The organism is Cellulomonas sp. CW35 (assembly GCF_052378485.1).
GTDB classification, from domain to species: Bacteria; Actinomycetota; Actinomycetes; order Actinomycetales; family Cellulomonadaceae; genus Cellulomonas; species Cellulomonas uda.
Genome location: NZ_CP199000.1, coordinates 835326 through 850371, shown reverse-complemented (window position 1 = coordinate 850371; position 15046 = coordinate 835326). Strand labels below are relative to the sequence as shown.

Annotated in this window: 25 protein-coding genes; all 25 read right to left on the bottom strand. The window is 71.4% G+C overall.

The window, feature by feature from the left end:
* Position 1: 1 nt before the first annotated feature.
* The 25 genes from ACT17Q_RS04060 to rplD all read right to left on the bottom strand — a co-directional run bounded on the left by ACT17Q_RS04060 (position 2) and on the right by rplD (position 15041).
* The gene (locus ACT17Q_RS04060) at positions 2-772 is read right to left on the bottom strand and encodes a hypothetical protein (protein ID WP_444664877.1); all 771 of its coding nucleotides are present in this window, start codon (positions 770-772) and stop codon (positions 2-4) included.
* The gene (locus ACT17Q_RS04055; RefSeq protein WP_444664875.1) at positions 769-1527 is read right to left on the bottom strand and encodes a hypothetical protein; all 759 of its coding nucleotides are present in this window, start codon (positions 1525-1527) and stop codon (positions 769-771) included. The genes ACT17Q_RS04060 and ACT17Q_RS04055 overlap by 4 nt, the downstream gene beginning before the upstream one ends.
* Complete coding sequence (locus ACT17Q_RS04050) at positions 1524-2162, bottom strand: hypothetical protein (protein WP_141322353.1); 639 nt, start codon at positions 2160-2162, stop codon at positions 1524-1526. The genes ACT17Q_RS04055 and ACT17Q_RS04050 overlap by 4 nt, the downstream gene beginning before the upstream one ends.
* Positions 2159-2758 carry a signal peptidase I gene (locus ACT17Q_RS04045; protein ID WP_444664873.1) on the bottom strand — a complete coding sequence of 200 codons (600 nt, stop codon included), beginning with the start codon at positions 2756-2758 and terminating at the stop codon, positions 2159-2161. The genes ACT17Q_RS04050 and ACT17Q_RS04045 overlap by 4 nt, the downstream gene beginning before the upstream one ends.
* 77 nt (positions 2759-2835) lie before the next feature.
* On the bottom strand, positions 2836-3510 hold the full coding sequence (locus ACT17Q_RS04040) for an alternate-type signal peptide domain-containing protein (protein WP_444664871.1): 675 nt from the start codon (positions 3508-3510) through the stop codon (positions 2836-2838).
* 74 nt (positions 3511-3584) lie between these two features.
* Positions 3585-5756, bottom strand: a complete 2172-nt coding sequence (locus ACT17Q_RS04035; protein ID WP_444664869.1) for a CshA/CshB family fibrillar adhesin-related protein — start codon at positions 5754-5756, stop codon at positions 3585-3587.
* 300 nt (positions 5757-6056) lie between these two features.
* Positions 6057-6743: a 50S ribosomal protein L15 gene (rplO, locus tag ACT17Q_RS04030; protein ID WP_094180741.1), complete on the bottom strand. Its 687-nt coding sequence runs from the start codon at positions 6741-6743 to the stop codon at positions 6057-6059.
* A 2-nt stretch (positions 6744-6745) separates the two neighbouring features.
* Positions 6746-6928: a 50S ribosomal protein L30 gene (gene rpmD / locus ACT17Q_RS04025; protein ID WP_094180742.1), complete on the bottom strand. Its 183-nt coding sequence runs from the start codon at positions 6926-6928 to the stop codon at positions 6746-6748.
* Positions 6928-7572 carry a 30S ribosomal protein S5 gene (gene rpsE / locus ACT17Q_RS04020; protein ID WP_094180743.1) on the bottom strand — a complete coding sequence of 215 codons (645 nt, stop codon included), beginning with the start codon at positions 7570-7572 and terminating at the stop codon, positions 6928-6930. The genes rpmD and rpsE overlap by 1 nt, the downstream gene beginning before the upstream one ends.
* A 31-nt stretch (positions 7573-7603) precedes the next feature.
* Complete coding sequence (gene rplR, locus ACT17Q_RS04015; RefSeq protein WP_094180744.1) at positions 7604-7975, bottom strand: 50S ribosomal protein L18; 372 nt, start codon at positions 7973-7975, stop codon at positions 7604-7606.
* 3 nt (positions 7976-7978) lie between these two features.
* Entirely contained in the window at positions 7979-8515 is a 537-nt protein-coding gene (rplF, locus tag ACT17Q_RS04010) for a 50S ribosomal protein L6 (protein ID WP_094180745.1), read from the bottom strand.
* Between the two features lie 27 nt (positions 8516-8542).
* On the bottom strand, positions 8543-8941 hold the full coding sequence (gene rpsH / locus ACT17Q_RS04005; protein WP_094180746.1) for a 30S ribosomal protein S8: 399 nt from the start codon (positions 8939-8941) through the stop codon (positions 8543-8545).
* Positions 8942-9020: 79 nt separating this feature from the next.
* Positions 9021-9206, bottom strand: a complete 186-nt coding sequence (locus ACT17Q_RS04000; RefSeq protein ID WP_048342538.1) for a type Z 30S ribosomal protein S14 — start codon at positions 9204-9206, stop codon at positions 9021-9023.
* A 4-nt stretch (positions 9207-9210) separates the two neighbouring features.
* The gene (gene rplE / locus ACT17Q_RS03995) at positions 9211-9783 is read right to left on the bottom strand and encodes a 50S ribosomal protein L5 (RefSeq protein WP_094180747.1); all 573 of its coding nucleotides are present in this window, start codon (positions 9781-9783) and stop codon (positions 9211-9213) included.
* Position 9784: 1 nt separating this feature from the next.
* Positions 9785-10126 carry a 50S ribosomal protein L24 gene (gene rplX / locus ACT17Q_RS03990; protein ID WP_094180748.1) on the bottom strand — a complete coding sequence of 114 codons (342 nt, stop codon included), beginning with the start codon at positions 10124-10126 and terminating at the stop codon, positions 9785-9787.
* Positions 10127-10128: 2 nt separating this feature from the next.
* Positions 10129-10497, bottom strand: a complete 369-nt coding sequence (gene rplN / locus ACT17Q_RS03985; protein WP_013882866.1) for a 50S ribosomal protein L14 — start codon at positions 10495-10497, stop codon at positions 10129-10131.
* 204 nt (positions 10498-10701) lie between these two features.
* Complete coding sequence (gene rpsQ / locus ACT17Q_RS03980; protein ID WP_094180749.1) at positions 10702-10986, bottom strand: 30S ribosomal protein S17; 285 nt, start codon at positions 10984-10986, stop codon at positions 10702-10704.
* An 8-nt stretch (positions 10987-10994) separates the two neighbouring features.
* Positions 10995-11234, bottom strand: a complete 240-nt coding sequence (rpmC, locus tag ACT17Q_RS03975) for a 50S ribosomal protein L29 (protein WP_094180750.1) — start codon at positions 11232-11234, stop codon at positions 10995-10997.
* Positions 11234-11650, bottom strand: coding sequence for a 50S ribosomal protein L16 (rplP, locus tag ACT17Q_RS03970; RefSeq protein ID WP_094180751.1), 417 nt, complete (start codon positions 11648-11650; stop codon positions 11234-11236). The genes rpmC and rplP overlap by 1 nt, the downstream gene beginning before the upstream one ends.
* Before the next feature lie 3 nt (positions 11651-11653).
* Positions 11654-12487: a 30S ribosomal protein S3 gene (rpsC, locus tag ACT17Q_RS03965; RefSeq protein ID WP_094180752.1), complete on the bottom strand. Its 834-nt coding sequence runs from the start codon at positions 12485-12487 to the stop codon at positions 11654-11656.
* 2 nt (positions 12488-12489) lie between these two features.
* On the bottom strand, positions 12490-12855 hold the full coding sequence (gene rplV / locus ACT17Q_RS03960) for a 50S ribosomal protein L22 (protein ID WP_094180753.1): 366 nt from the start codon (positions 12853-12855) through the stop codon (positions 12490-12492).
* A 50-nt stretch (positions 12856-12905) separates the two neighbouring features.
* Positions 12906-13187 (bottom strand): 30S ribosomal protein S19, encoded by a 282-nt coding sequence (rpsS, locus tag ACT17Q_RS03955; protein ID WP_013882860.1) that lies wholly within the window; start codon positions 13185-13187, stop codon positions 12906-12908.
* 15 nt (positions 13188-13202) lie between these two features.
* On the bottom strand, positions 13203-14039 hold the full coding sequence (rplB, locus tag ACT17Q_RS03950; protein WP_094180754.1) for a 50S ribosomal protein L2: 837 nt from the start codon (positions 14037-14039) through the stop codon (positions 13203-13205).
* A gap of 16 nt (positions 14040-14055) precedes the next feature.
* A complete protein-coding gene (gene rplW / locus ACT17Q_RS03945; protein WP_048342528.1) occupies positions 14056-14358 on the bottom strand; it encodes a 50S ribosomal protein L23 in 303 nt (100 codons plus the stop codon).
* Positions 14355-15041, bottom strand: a complete 687-nt coding sequence (gene rplD / locus ACT17Q_RS03940) for a 50S ribosomal protein L4 (RefSeq protein ID WP_094182299.1) — start codon at positions 15039-15041, stop codon at positions 14355-14357. The genes rplW and rplD overlap by 4 nt, the downstream gene beginning before the upstream one ends.
* Positions 15042-15046 lie beyond the last annotated feature (5 nt).

Genomic DNA, 15046 nt, shown 5'->3' with positions numbered 1-15046 from the left:
GCTACACGCGTGCCCGCCGCCGCCGACGCGCGACGAGCAGGAGCAGTATGCCCCCTGTGGCGCACGCCACGGCCCACGTGCCCAGGAACAGGACGTCCGCCCCCGTCCGGGCGAGCGGCGGCGTCCGCCCCGGTCCCGGCGTGGCCGCGGGTGACGGCGCCGGCGTCGGGGCGATCCCGTCCTGGCTCGGGCCGGGCCCGGGCGTGGGCTCGACCGTGGGGTCCGGCGTGGGTGCGACCGCGACGTCCGCGAGGTGCAGCAGCACGTCGAAGGACGCCTCGAGGCGTCCCTCGTGCGTGCCGTTCCCCGAGGTCGCGGCGACGTCGAAGACGTACCCGACCGTCAGCCGGGTCGACTCGCCCGGCGCCAGGACGCGGCTCGCGATGCGGGTGCGGCCCGCATCCGCGAGCGCCTGCAGCGAGCGCTCGCCGCCGTCCCACCGCAGGCGCACGTCGTCGAAGAAGGTCGTGGTGCTCCCCGCGGGCGCGTCGAGGTCGACGTCGACCAGCCACGCCGTCAGCCGGCCCGCGCTCGGCCCGTCGTTGCGCACGACGAGGGTGCGGCGCGCCTGGTCACCGGGCACGGAGACGGGCACCCCGACGAAGCTCGTCGTCGCGGTGCTCTGCGTCGTGCCGTCCCACGCGAGCGAGACCGTCGGGCCCGCCCAGCCGACGCCCAGCTCGTCGTCGGCCACCGCGGCGGCGGCCGGGGCCGTCACCGCCAGCGTGAGACCGGCGGCGACCGCGGCGAGCACCCTCGTCGCGCGCCTCACGGCGTGGTCCGGAAGGTCGTGAACGTGAACGTGACGGTGTGCACGGGCTCCGCCGCGACGACGAACGTGCGGGCGGCCGTCGACGTCCACGCGGACGACGCCCCGGACACCGTCCCGGCGGGGCCCGTCGCGGTCACCTGCGCGGTGTCGGTGTGCGTCCAGCGGGTCGGCCCGTAGCGCGCGACGAGGCACCAGTACTCGTCGCTGGGCGTCGTCGACGCGGTGTACGCCGAGGTCCAGGGGGTCGAGGCGAGCGTCGCACCCGCGCCCGTCAGGCTCGTCGTGCAGGCCGCCGCCGACGCGACGCGGTACGTGCTGACCTGCGACGCGCCGAACACGCCGCCCGCGGTGTCGACCGTCAGCGTGTACGCCAGGCCGCGATGCCCCTGCGCGAGGCTGCGGACCTGCAGCGGGATCGCGACCGCTCCCCCGCTGAGGCTGTTGTTGTTGTAGAGCGTCGTCGTCGCGGCCGCCGGGATCGTGTACGTCACCGAGCCGCGGTTGCGCGACGCGTCGAGGGGCGTGCTCGTCGTCGCGAAGACCGGGCTGCCGGGCGCGCCCGCGCCGAACACCGTCACCCCCACGGGCATGCGCTGCGTCCCGGTCACGGACACGCGCCACAGCGCGAGCGTCCCGCCCGTCCCGACGCCGACGAGCGCCGCGACGAGCACGACGACCGCGACGACCGCGACGTCCCGCCGCCGCACCGCGCGGCGCACGCGCCCCACGACCGCGGCCGTCGTCGCGCGCGTCACGGCGAGAACCCGTCGCCGTCGCGTACCTGCTCCCACGTCACGACGACCGTGCCGAGCCCGGTCGTCGGCGCCGAGGCGATCGCGGTGTCCGCGACCATCACGTCCGCGCCCGAGTACGTGAGCGTCACCGTCACCGCCCACGTCGCGGTCCCCCACGCCGCCACCTCGGCAGCCGTGAGGTTGTCCGGTGCGCCCGGCAGCAGGGTCGGCGTGCCGACCGGCACCGCGGCGGACGTGACGCCGTCCGGACGGCTGACGGTGTACGTCGCCGTCACGCCGCCCGCGGGCAGCAGCGCGGGTGCGGAGTCCCAGCTGACGCGCAGGCGCGCCGCGAGGTTGTCGCCCTGGAGCACCGGGCGGAAGCGCTGCACGACACGGAACGAGTCGCCGGGGGTCGCGAGGTGGTCGGCGGTAATCCCGTCCGGCCTCGTCGCCACCGCGTGCGCCGGGCTCACGTCCGGGCTCGTCTCGGTCCAGGTGGGCGTCCCGACGAGCGCCAGGTCCAGGGTGCCGCTGCGCACCACGGAGGCGGCGACGGTCACGCCGGCGCCCCACAGCGCATAGGTCAGCCCCGCCGCGGCACCCGCGACGAGGAGGGCCGCGGCGGCGAGGGAGACGGGGCGCCGGGTCCTCATCGGGCGCCCTCCACCTCGCCCGTGGGGGCGCGCTCGTCGTCAGCGGGCGTGTCGGCGGTGGGCTCGTCGTCGCGCGTGCGCCGCTCGGGGCGCAGGATCATCACCGCGGCGTACCCGAGCAGCGCAGCCGCGACGAGCGCGACGGCCAGGCCCTTGCGCTCGCCGAGCCACAGCGACACGTGGCCCACCCACGGCACCGAGTACACCGCGACCGCCTGGATCTGCGCGGGCTCGATCGGGTCGTCGTCCGCCCCGTTCGCGTCGCCGCGCGTGACGAACGTCGTCCCTGCGGCGCTGATGCGCTTGGCGACCACCCGGTGCGTGACGAGCGTCGGGTCGCCCGAGACCGGCTGGAACGTCACGACGTCCCCCACGTGGACCTCGGTGGCCGGGTCGGGCACGGTCCGCACCGCGACGACGTCGCCCGGCGCGAACGTCGGCTCCATCGAGCCGGTGAGCACGGTGAGGGTGGTGCCGCCGAGCGCCTTGGGCACCACGACGAGCACCGCGACCGCCGCCACGACGACCAGCAGCACCGCCCACATGAGGACGGAGAGCACACCGGACAGCGCGCTGTCGTGTCGTCGTGCGGTCATCGGGGCTCCTCGTGCTCGTCAGGGCGGGAGGTGGGCGGGAGGTGGGCGGGACGCGAACGCCCCGCCCACCTGCGCGGTCAGCTGAAGTCGGCGCCGCTGCGGTCCTGCTGCAGCGAGACGGCCAGGTTCTTCAGCGCCGTCGCCGCGTTCATCGTCGAGTCGTCGGTCGTGTCGCTCGCCTCGGCGGACCAGTCCGCGGTGACGACCACGAACAGGTCGGCGGCGGTCGTGCCGTCGACGACGACCGTGCCGGTGTTCACCGGGGCGCCCGCGGCCTGGCCGGTGCGCGGCGCGGCGAACCGCAGCGTCGTCGAGGTGCCGTCGAGCACGCCGGCGGTCACGTCGGTGCCGTCCGCGTCGAACACCTGGTAGGAGACGACCAAGCCCTCGGGCAGGGGCGTCGTGCCGCCCGAGCTCGTGACGTCGAGGTTCGCGACGAGGTTGTCGCCGACGAGCGTGACGTCCAGGCCGTACGTGCCCTCGGCGACGTCACCCGGGACCATGCGCCACGTCTGCAGGTCGACCGTGTGGCCGGCCAGCTCGGTCACGGGCGTCGCGGCGACCGTGACGTCCGTGCGGTCCGGGGACACGTCGAACCAGCCGACGCTCGTGGCCGACACGCCGAGCTCACCGTTGGTGATCGTGCCGCCCGGGATCGAGTCCGAGTCGGACCACAGGGCGAACGTCGTGCCGCCGGACAGGAGCGCGAGACCGGCGAGCCCGGCGATGACGCCCTTCGTCTTGTTCTTCATGGTCGTGCCTTTCTGTGGAGGGTTCGCCCCGCGAGGGGCCGCAGTCCGTCCGGGCTCGGGCGGTCTGGATCCGGTCAGAGCACGCCGACCGGCGCGGTGGCGGTGCACACCCGGCTGGCGCCGGCCGCGAGGGAGGAGATCGTCACGCTCGTGCCTGGCGTGACCGTGGGAGTCCCCGGGCAGGAGATGACCGGGGAGGTCGTGGCGGACGTCGTGCCGCCGGCATCGGTGCGGGTGTCCGTCGCCGTGTCGGTGAGCACCACGTCCGTGAGCGGCGCCGAGCCGGTGTTCTGCACCGTGTAGCGCCAGTAGACGGTCGTCCCCGGCGCGAGCGACGCGCCGGACGTGATCGGCGTCGTGAACGCCGCGCTCGTGAACGCCTCCTTGGTCACGCGGACCTCGGAGCGGTACAGGACGTGGCGCGCGCAGAGCTGCGCGGCCTCGTCGGACGACCCCGCGGCGCACGTCACCGAACCCGCCGCGAGCACCGTGTGGGACACGCGCGCGACGTTGGTCATCACACGGTCCCCCGGGGTCGCGAGCACGGTGACCGGGATCGTCAGCGTCACCGACGCGCCGGGGTCCAGCGCACCGGACCACGAGACGAGCTGGCCCGACACGGTCACGCCCGTCGGGCTCGACGTCACGGTGCCGCGCGTCGCGTCGTCCGTGACGGCCGTCAGGTCGTCGTAGACGCGCGCCGGCGTCGCAGCCGTGTAGGAGCCGTTGCCGACATTCGTCGCGACGACCGTGTACGTGACCACCCCGCCCGCGGCCGGCATGACCGTCGCGTTCGCCGTCTTGGTGACCTGGAGGCGCGGGACCCGCAGGCGCACCGGCCAGTCCTCGACCTCGCCGCGCGCCGTGAACCCGGTGGGTGCGAGCTGCGCCTGGACGCTCGAGGCCATCAGACGCAGGAACGTCCGGTCGCCCCCGGCTGCCTGCCCCTCGGGCACGGTGCTCGGTACGGCGAAGCTCAGCGTGACGTTGGTCGAGGTCGTCGACGTGCAGGTGGCGTCCGCGCTGGACGCCTCGCCCGCGTCGAACTGGCCGTTGCGGTTCCAGTCCAGCCACCCGCGCACGTACGTGGTCGCGCCGTCGGCGGCGCACCGGATGTTCGCGACGGCGTACGTCGTCGTCACGCCGCGCACGTAGGTGATGTCCGCCAACGCCGCCGCGAGCGCGTCCTCGTCGGGCGTGTCACCCGAGGCGTCGGCCGACGACGCGGGCAGCAGCTCGGGGACGGCGTTCGGTCCGAGGCGGGTCGCCGGCGGTCCGAGCACGGCACGGGTGAAGGACACCGACCCGTTGCTCGCGAGCGTGGTCCACGTGTTGAAGATGCTGTTGACCGGCGGGCTGCCGCCCGACCACGTCGGCTGCACGACTCCGCCCCCGAGGCCGTATGAGGCCGGGGCGTCGCCGTAGTCGACCCCCAACACGACGCCGAACGCCGCGGCGGCGAGTCCCGAGCCCTCGAGGCTCACCGCGAGCGTCGTCGCACCGTCGGCGAACGCCACGGCGGTCGCCGAACGTCCAGGCGCTGAGCACTCCGCAGACGAGCCGAGCGTCAGCCGGTTCGCGTTGTCGCGCTGCACCCGGTAGGTCGCCGAGCACGTCCCCGGGTAGACGTCGAGGATCCGCCAGGTCGCCGTGCTCGGCGTCGGCGTCGCGCGCGTGAACTCGCCGCCGTTCGTCGACTCGGCGTCGGCGAACACGAGGCCCGACAGCGTGACCGCTGCGGTGGACGTCGGCGCCCCCGTGAAGGCCGACGACGCGTACGTCGCGAGCCGGGCCGTCCCGCAGCCCACGTTGAACGTGGCGGCGACACCCTGGTTCACCGTGCCGATGCCGTTCACCAGGTCGTTGGCGGGCGTGTTGTAGAGCACCTGCAGACCGTCCGCGCCCCACTGGCCCGAGCGGTACGCCTGGAGGGAGTCCCCGCTGCGGCCGCTGAGCGTGCACTGCACTTCGAGACGCGTGAGGTCGCCCACCTGGAGGTACGTCCACACCGTGGTGCTCGTCGCGTTGAGCGACGCGCCCTGGGCTCCCCAGTTGACCCACAGGATGCGGTCCCGGTACAGCCCGCTGCCCGTGGTCGCCCGGACGGGCGCGCCCGACCCGCTGGACGAGCTCGCGTCGCCGACCGCCGACCGGGCCGGTGCGGCCGGCTGCACCGCGACGCCGGCGGCGGCGACGACGAGCACGGCCACCACCGTCCACGCCGCACGCATCAGCCGCGAGCTCATCGACAACCCTCCTCCGGGCACGGACCCGGGCGGGCCCGCACCGGTGATCGGGAGTTGGACGAGCGACCTGAAGGTACGAAGGTGGGACCGGGACTGCCCCTGGGTGGCAGCACCTCACCCTTTCTCCGGGCACCGCAGGACGAACCCGGATGCACACGGCACCGCGGTGATGACGCAGGTCAGCCGACTGCCACGCCCACGCCGCGCACGCGGCCCGCGGCGAGGGGCCCCGGGCACGACGAAGCGGGCGGCCCCGGGATCTCTCCCAGGACCGCCCGCTGCAGCGATCTCGTCGCGAGGTCAGTCCTCCTGGACCGACCCGCCGGCCGCCACGATCTTCTCCTTGGCGGACGCCGAGAGGGCGTCGACAGCCACGGAGACCTTGACCGTGATGTCGCCGGTGCCGAGCACCTTGACCGGCTGGCCCTTGCGGACCGCGCCCTTGGCGACCAGGTCGGCGACCGTCACGTCGCCACCGTCCGGGTACAGCGCCGAGAGCTTGTCCAGGTTGACGACCTGGTACTCGACACGGAACGGGTTCTTGAAGCCGCGAAGCTTCGGCAGGCGCATGTGGAGCGGCATCTGGCCACCCTCGAAGCGCTGCGGGACCTGGTAGCGGGCCTTGGTGCCCTTGGTGCCACGGCCCGCGGTCTTGCCCTTCGACGCCTCACCACGGCCCACACGGGTCTTCGCGGTCTTGGCGCCCGGGGCCGGACGCAGGTGGTGCACCTTGAGCGTGCCACCGGCACCCGGCTTCGCCGCGTCCTCCGCCGCCTTCTTGGCAGCGGCGGACTTGGCGGCCGGGGCCTTCTTCGCGGCGGCGGCCGGGGCGGCAGCAGCCGCCTCGTCCTTCGCCGCAGCCTTCGAGGACGCCTTCTTCGCGGGCGCCTTCTCGGCGGCGGCAGCCGTCGCCTTCTTGGCCGGGGCCTTCTTGGTGGCCTTCGGCGCGTCCTGCGCCTCGGTCACCTCGTTCGTCTCGTCAGCCATGGTCACTCGACCTCCTCGACCACCACGAGGTGCTGCACGGTCTTCACCATGCCGCGGATCTCGGGACGGTCCTCCTTGACGACGACGTCGCCGATGCGCTTGAGACCAAGCGTGCGGAGCGTGTCGCGCTGGTTCTGCTTGCCACCGATGCCGGAGCGCTTCTGCGTCACCTTGAGGCGGGCCATCACGCACCCACCTTCTCGGCGGCCTTGGCGGCCTGGCCGGCGGCCTGCGCCCGCAGCAGCGGGGCGGGCACGACGTGCTCGAGCGGCAGGCCACGGCGCGCGGCCACGGCCTGAGGCTCCTCGAGACCACGCAGCGCCGCCACGGTCGCCCGGACGATGTTGATCGCGTTCGACGAGCCGAGCGACTTGCTCAGGACGTCGTGGATGCCGGCGCACTCGAGCACCGCACGCACCGGACCACCGGCGATCACACCGGTACCGGGCGCCGCGGGGCGCAGGTGGACGATGCCGGCAGCCGACTCGGCCGTGATGGGGTGCGGGATCGTGCCCTGGATGCGGGGGACGCGGAAGAAGTTCTTCTTCGCCTCCTCGACACCCTTGGCGATCGCCGCGGGCACCTCCTTGGCCTTGCCGTAGCCGACACCGACCGTGCCGTCACCGTCGCCCACCACGACGAGCGCGGTGAAGCTGAAGCGGCGACCACCCTTGACGACCTTGGCCACACGGTTGATCGTCACGACGCGCTCGAGGAACGCGCTCTTCTCCGCCGCGTCGCCGCGACGGCCTCCGTCACGACGACCGCCGTCGCGGCGCTCGCCGCCGGTGCCCTGAGCACCGGTGTTGCTGCGTGCAGGAGCAGCCATCAGTGAGTCCTCTTCTTCCGGTTCGTCGTCGTCACAGGGCCAGGCCGCCCTCGCGGGCACCGTCGGCGACCGCGGCCACACGACCGTGGTACTTGTTGCCGCCGCGGTCGAACACGACCGCCTCGACGCCCTTGGCCTTGGCGCGCTCGGCGACGAGCTCGCCGACCTTCTTCGCCTTGGCCGTCTTGTCGCCGTCCGTCGCGCGCAGGTCCGCCTCGAGCGTGGAGGCCGACGCGACGGTCTGGCCGATCGCGTCGTCGACGACCTGAGCGGTGATGTGGCGCGCGGAGCGCGTCACGACGAGACGCGGACGGGCCGCGGTGCCGGTGACCTTCTTGCGCAGACGCAGGTGACGACGCTTGCGCGAGATCGCCTTGCCCTTGCCCTTGATGCTGATCGCCATGGCTTACTTACCAGCCTTTCCGACCTTGCGGCGCACGTTCTCGCCCGCGTAGCGCACGCCCTTGCCCTTGTACGGCTCGGGCTTGCGGATCTTGCGGATGTTCGCGGCGACCTCGCCGACCTGCTGCTTGTCGATGCCCTGCACCGAGAAGCGCGTCGGCGCCTCGACGACGAAGGAGATGCCCTCCGGCGGCGTGACGACGACGGGGTGGCTGAAGCCCAGCGCGAACTCGAGGTCCGAGCCCTTGGCGGTCACGCGGTAACCGGTGCCGACGATCTCGAGCTTCTTGGTGTAGCCCTCCGTCACACCCGTGACCAGGTTGGCCAGGAGCGTGCGGGTGAGGCCGTGCAGCGAGCGCGAGTTGCGCTCGTCGTCGGGACGCGTCACGACGAGCGTCGCGTCCTCCTGCTTGACCTCGATGGGCGCGGCGACCGTGTGCGTGAGGGTCCCCTTGGGGCCCTTCACGGTCACGACGGCGCCGTCGATGGTGACGTCCACCCCGGCCGGGACCGGGACGGGAATCCGTCCGATGCGGGACATGGATTCTGCTCCTTTCCTGGTCTCAGCTCACCAGACGTAGGCGAGGACTTCCCCACCCACGCCCTTCTTGGCGGCCTGCTTGTCGGTGAGGAGGCCCGAGGACGTGGACAGGATCGCCACGCCGAGGCCGCCGAGCACCTTCGGCAGGTTGGTGGACTTGGCGTACACGCGCAGGCCCGGCTTGGACACGCGCTTGACGCCGGCGAGCGCACGCTCGCGGTTCGGGCCGTACTTGAGCTCGACGACGAGGTTCTTGCCCACGGGGGCGTCCTCGACCTTCCAGCCCTGGATGAAACCCTCGGCCTGCAGGATCTCCGCGATGTGCGACTTGAGCTTCGAGAACGGGATCGTCACCGAGTCGTGGTGCGCCGAGTTCGCGTTGCGCAGACGCGTCAGGAAGTCTGCGATCGGGTCGGTCATGGTCATGGCTTGTCAGCCTTTCTGCCGGGGTATCCCGGGCCGCTGGGCGGCACGGGACCTACCGACTGGGGGTGTCGCGAACGGATTACCAGCTGCTCTTGGTGACGCCGGGGAGCTCGCCGCGGTGGGCCATCTCCCGCACGCAGATCCGGCACAGGCCGAACTTGCGGTACACCGAGTGCGGACGGCCGCAGCGCTGGCAGCGCGTGTACCCACGCACCGCGAACTTCGGCTTGGCGTTCGCCTTGTTGATCAGAGCGGTCTTCGCCATGGGGTCAGTCCTCCTTGAACGGGAAGCCGAGGAGCTTGAGGAACGCGCGTCCCTCGTCGTCGGTGCCCGCCGTCGTGACGACCGTGATGTCCATGCCGCGGACGCGGTCGATCTTGTCCTGGTCGATCTCGTGGAACACGGACTGCTCCACGAGGCCGAACGTGTAGTTGCCGTTGCCGTCGAACTGCTTGGGCGACAGGCCGCGGAAGTCGCGGATGCGCGGCAGCGCCGTCGACAGCAGGCGGTCGAGGAACTCCCAGGCCCGGTCGCCGCGCAGCGTGACGTGCGCGCCGATCGGCATGCCCTCACGCAGCTTGAACTGCGCGATGGACTTGCGGGCCTTGGTGACCTGCGGCTTCTGACCCGTGATCTGGGTCAGGTCGCGGATCGCACCCTCGATGAGCTTGGAGTCCTTGGCGGCCTCGCCCACACCCATGTTCACGACGACCTTCACCAGGCGCGCGACCTGGTTGATGTTCTCGTGGCCGAACTGCTCACGCAGCGCGGCACGGATCTCGTCGTTGTACTTGGTCTTGAGGCGGGGCAGCGCCGGAGCCTGGATCGTCGTCTCGGTCATGTCAGACGTCCTTCCCGGAGCGCTTGGCGACGCGGACACGGACGTTCCGCGTGCGGCCGTCGCGCTCGACCTGCTCGGTGCGGTAGCCGACCCGGGTGCCCTTCTTGGTCTCCGGGTCCACGAGCATCACGTTGCTGATGTGGATGGGCGCCTCGACCGTCTCGATGCCACCCGTGCGGGTGCCACGAGCCGTCTGGCCGGCCTTGACGTGCTTCTGCACGCGCTGGACGCCCTCGACGACGACGCGCTGGGTCTGCGTGAGGACCTCGAGCACACGGCCCTGCTTGCCCTTGTCACGGCCCGAGATGACGACCACCAGGTCGCCCTTCTTGATCTTCGCCATGGTCAGAGCACCTCCGGAGCCAGCGAGATGATCTTCATGAACTTCTTGTCGCGCAGCTCGCGGCCCACGGGGCCGAAGATGCGGGTGCCGCGGGGCTCCCCGTCGTTCTTGAGGATCACGGCCGCGTTCTCGTCGAACTTGATGTACGAGCCGTCCGGGCGGCGGCGCTCCTTGCGGGTGCGCACGACGACCGCCTTGACGACGTCGCCCTTCTTGACGTTGCCGCCGGGGATGGCGTCCTTGACGGTGGCGACGATGACGTCGCCGATCCCGGCGTAGCGGCGGCCGGAACCGCCGAGCACACGGATGCAGAGGATCTCCTTGGCACCCGTGTTGTCGGCGACGCGAAGCCGCGTCTCCTGCTGGATCATCTACCTACTCCTGTCGTCTGGCGGGTTCTCGGTCACGCCGCGTTCCCACGTCGCGCCGAGCCTGGCCGAACGGATAGTTGCCGTGATGCACACGTCGCGGCGGGGAGCCGGCCCGAGCTCTCGAACCGGACTTCCCCGCCGCCCGTGGGCAACTGTGATGACCGCCGGACGGCGGTCGTTCCACGCAGCCGAAGCCGCGTGATCTTACTTGGCCTTCTCCAGGATCTCCACCAGGCGCCAGCGCTTGGTCGCGCTGAGCGGGCGGGTCTCCATGATGAGGACCAGGTCGCCGATGCCGGCGGTGTTCTGCTCGTCGTGCGCCTTCACCTTGGAGGTGCGGCGGATGACCTTGCCGTAGAGCGGGTGCTTGACCCGGTCCTCGACCTCGACCACGACGGTCTTGTCCATCTTGTCGCTCACGACGTAGCCCCGGCGCGTCTTGCGGTACGCGCGGTGCTCGGCCGTGGCGGTGGTGTGCTTCTCGGTCATGTCCAGCCTCACTCGCTCGCGGTCGGCGCGGTACGGATGCCGAGCTCACGCTCGCGCAGGATGGTGTAGATCCGCGCGATGTCGCGGCGCACGGCCTTCAGACGCCCGTGGCTCTCGAGCTGGCCGGTCGCGGACTGGAAGCGGAGGTTGAACAGCTCCTCCTTGGCCTTCTTCAGCTCGCTCACCAGCTTCTCGTCGTCGAAGGCGTCCAGCTCGCTGGGAGCCAGGTCCTTGGTTCCGATAGCCATCAGTTACCACCCTCGCGAACCACGAAACGGGTCTTCATCGGGAGCTTGTGCTGCGCGCGGCGCATGGCCTCGCGCGCCAGGGGCTCCGGGACGCCGGCGAGCTCGAACATCACTCGGCCGGGCTTGACGTTGGCGATCCACCACTCGGGCGAACCCTTGCCGGACCCCATGCGGGTCTCGGCGGGCTTCTTCGTGAGCGGGCGGTCCGGGTAGATGTTGATCCAGACCTTTCCGCCACGCTTGATGTGGCGGGTCATCGCGATACGAGCAGCCTCGATCTGGCGGTTCGTGACGTAGGCGGGCTCGAGAGCCTGGATGCCGTACTCGCCGAACGAGATCGTGGTGCCACCCGTGGCCGCGCCGGAGCGCTTCGGGTGGTGCTGCTTGCGGTGCTTCAGCCTGCGCGGGATCAGCACGGCTCAGGCCTCCGTTCCGGTCTCAGGGGTCGCCTCGGGGTTGACCTCGACAGCAGCCTCGGCGGCGGCCGGAGCCTGCGCCTCGCGCTCACGACGACCGCCACCACGCGGGCCACGGTCACCGCGGTCGCCGCGGTCGCCACGAGGGCCACGCGACGGACGCGGAGCGGCGCTCGCCTGCTCGCGGGCGTACTCCTTCTCGGTCATGTCGCCCTTGTAGACCCACACCTTGACGCCGATGCGACCGAACGTCGTGCGGGCCTCGAAGAACCCGTAGTCGATGTTCGCGCGGAGCGTGTGCAGCGGCACACGACCCTCGCGGTAGAACTCCGTGCGGCTCATCTCCGCGCCGCCGAGACGGCCGGAGACCTGCACGCGGATGCCCTTGGCGCCGGCGCGCTGCGCGGACTGGATGCCCTTGCGCATCGCACGGCGGAAGGACACGCGGCTCGCGAGCTGCTCGGCGATGCCCTGGGCGACCAGCTGAGCCTCGAGCTCGGCGTTCTTGACCTCGAGGATGTTGAGCTGGACCTGCTTGCCCGTGAGCTTCTCGAGCTCGCCGCGGATGCGGTCGGCCTCCGCGCCACGACGCCCGATGACGATGCCCGGGCGGGCGGTGTGGATGTCGACGCGGACGCGGTCACGCGTGCGCTCGATCTCGACCTTCGCGATGCCCGCGCGCTCCAGACCCGTGCTCATGAGCTTGCGGATCTGGACGTCCTCACGGACGTAGTCGCGGTAGCGCTGACCCGGCTTGGTCGAGTCGGCGAACCACCGCGAGCGGTGATCGGTGGTGATGCCCAGGCGGTACCCGAGCGGGTTGACCTTCTGCCCCACTGTCAGGACCGTCCCTTCGTCTCACGCTCCGCGACGACCACGGTGATGTGGCTCGTGCGCTTGAGGATCTGGCTGGCGCGACCCTGCGCACGCGGACGGAACCGCTTCAGGGTCGGGCCCTCGTCGACGAAGACCTCCGAGATGTAGAGGTTGGCCTCGTCGAGACGCTGGCTGTTGCGCTTGGCGCCCTCGACCGCGTTCGCGATCGCCGACTGCACCGTCTTGAGGACGGGCTCCGCGGCCGCCTGCGGCGCGAACTTCAGCACCGCCACGGCCTCCCCGGCCTGCTTGCCACGGATGAGGTCGACGACGCGTCGGGCCTTCTGGGGCGTGACGCGGACGAACCGCGCCTTCGCCTTGGCTTCCATCGTGTCTGCTCCTGTCTCTGCCGTCAGGGCGTCACCTGCTGACCCGGGGGTCAGCGGCGACGACCCTTCCGGTCGTCCTTCTCGTGGCCGCGGAACGTGCGCGTCGGGGCGAACTCGCCGAGCTTGTGCCCGACCATCGCCTCCGTCACGAACACCGGGGTGTGCTTACGGCCGTCGTGGACGGCGAAGGTGTGGCCGAGGAAGTCCGGCGTGATGACCGAACGACGCGACCACGTCTTGATGACGTTCTTCGTGCCGGCCTCGTTCTGGACGTCGACCTTCTTCTGGAGGTGGCCGTCGACGAACGGGCCCTTCTTGAGGCTGCGAGGCATTCTCTCGGGCTCCTATCAGCGCTTCTTGCCGGTGCGCCGACGGCGCACGATGAGCTTGTCGCTCGGCTTGTTCGGACGGCGGGTACGGCCCTCGGCCTGACCCCACGGGCTCACCGGGTGGCGGCCACCGGAGGTCTTGCCCTCACCACCACCGTGCGGGTGGTCGATCGGGTTCATGGCGACACCGCGGACGGTCGGGCGCTTGCCCTTCCAGCGCATGCGGCCGGCCTTGCCCCAGTTGATGTTCGACTGCTCGGCGTTGCCGACCTCGCCGATCGTGGCGCGGCAGCGCAGGTCGACGTTGCGGATCTCGCCGGACGGCATGCGCAGCTGCGCGTACGGGCCGTCCTTCGCGACGAGCTGCACCGAGGTCCCGGCCGAGCGGGCGATCTTCGCACCGCCGCCGGGCCGCAGTTCGATGGCGTGGATGACCGTACCGGTCGGGATGTTGCGCAGCGGCAGGTTGTTGCCGGGCTTGATGTCGGCGCCGGCACCGGCCTCGACGACGTCACCCTGCGACAGCTTGTTCGGCGCGATGATGTAGCGCTTCTCGCCGTCCGCGTAGTGCAGCAGCGCGATGCGCGCGGTGCGGTTGGGGTCGTACTCGATGTGCGCGACCTTGGCCGGCACGCCGTCCTTGTCGTGACGACGGAAGTCGATCACGCGGTAGGCGCGCTTGTGCCCGCCACCGTGGTGACGCGTCGTCACACGACCCGTGTTGTTGCGGCCGCCCGACTTGGTCAGCGGCTTGACGAGCGACTTCTCCGGCGTGGAGCGCGTGATCTCGACGAAGTCGGCCACGCTCGAGCCACGGCGACCCGGCGTCGTCGGCTTGTACTTACGGATACCCATGAGTCCTCAGTCCTTCTCAGCCGACCGGACCACCGAAGATGTCGATCGTTCCCTCGCGGAGGGTGACGATCGCACGCTTCGTGTCCTTGCGGCGGCCGATGCCGAAACGGGTCCGGCGGGCCTTGCCCTGACGGTTGGCGGTGTTGACCGAGTCGACCTTCACGCCGAACACCTGCTCGACGGCGATCTTGATCTCGGTCTTGTTCGCCCGCGGGTCGACGAGGAACGTGTACTTGCCCTCGTCGAGCAGGCCGTAGCTCTTCTCGGAGACCACCGGCGCGATCAGGATGTCGCGGGGGTCCTTGCCGACGTTGGTCACTTGGACTCCTCCTCGGCCTCGGTCGAGGTCGCCGTCGCCTTCGCACCCTTGACCGGGCCCGCGAGGAACGCGTCGAGCGCGCCCTGCGTGAAGACGACGTCGTCCGAGACGAGGACGTCGTAGGTGTTGAGCTGGTCCGCGACGAGCAGGTGCACGCGCTCGACGTTGCGCAGCGACTTCCACGTGATCTCGTCCGAGCGCTCCACGACCACGAGGACGTGGCGACGCACGGTGAGGTTGTCGAGCACCGCGAGAGCGGCCTTCGTCGACGGGGCCTCACCCGGCGCGAAGCCGGAGACGACGTGCACGCGACCGGCGCGGGCGCGGTCCGAGAGAGCACCGCGGAGCGCCGCGGCCTTCATCTTCTTGGGGGTGCGCTGCGAGTAGTCACGCGGCTGCGGGCCGTGGACGGTGCCACCGCCGGCGAACTGCGGAGCACGCGTCGAGCCCTGACGGGCGCGACCGGTGCCCTTCTGCTTGTACGGCTTCTTGCCGCCACCACGGACCTCACCACGCGTCTTGGTGTCGTGAGTGCCCTGGCGAGCCGCCGCGAGCTGCGCGACGACCACCTGGTGGATCAGCGGGACGTTGGTCGGGGCGTCGAAGACCTCACCGGGCAGGTCGGCCGTACCGGCCTTCTTGCCCTTCGGGTCCAGGACGTCGACGGTCAGCGTGTCGCTCATCGAGG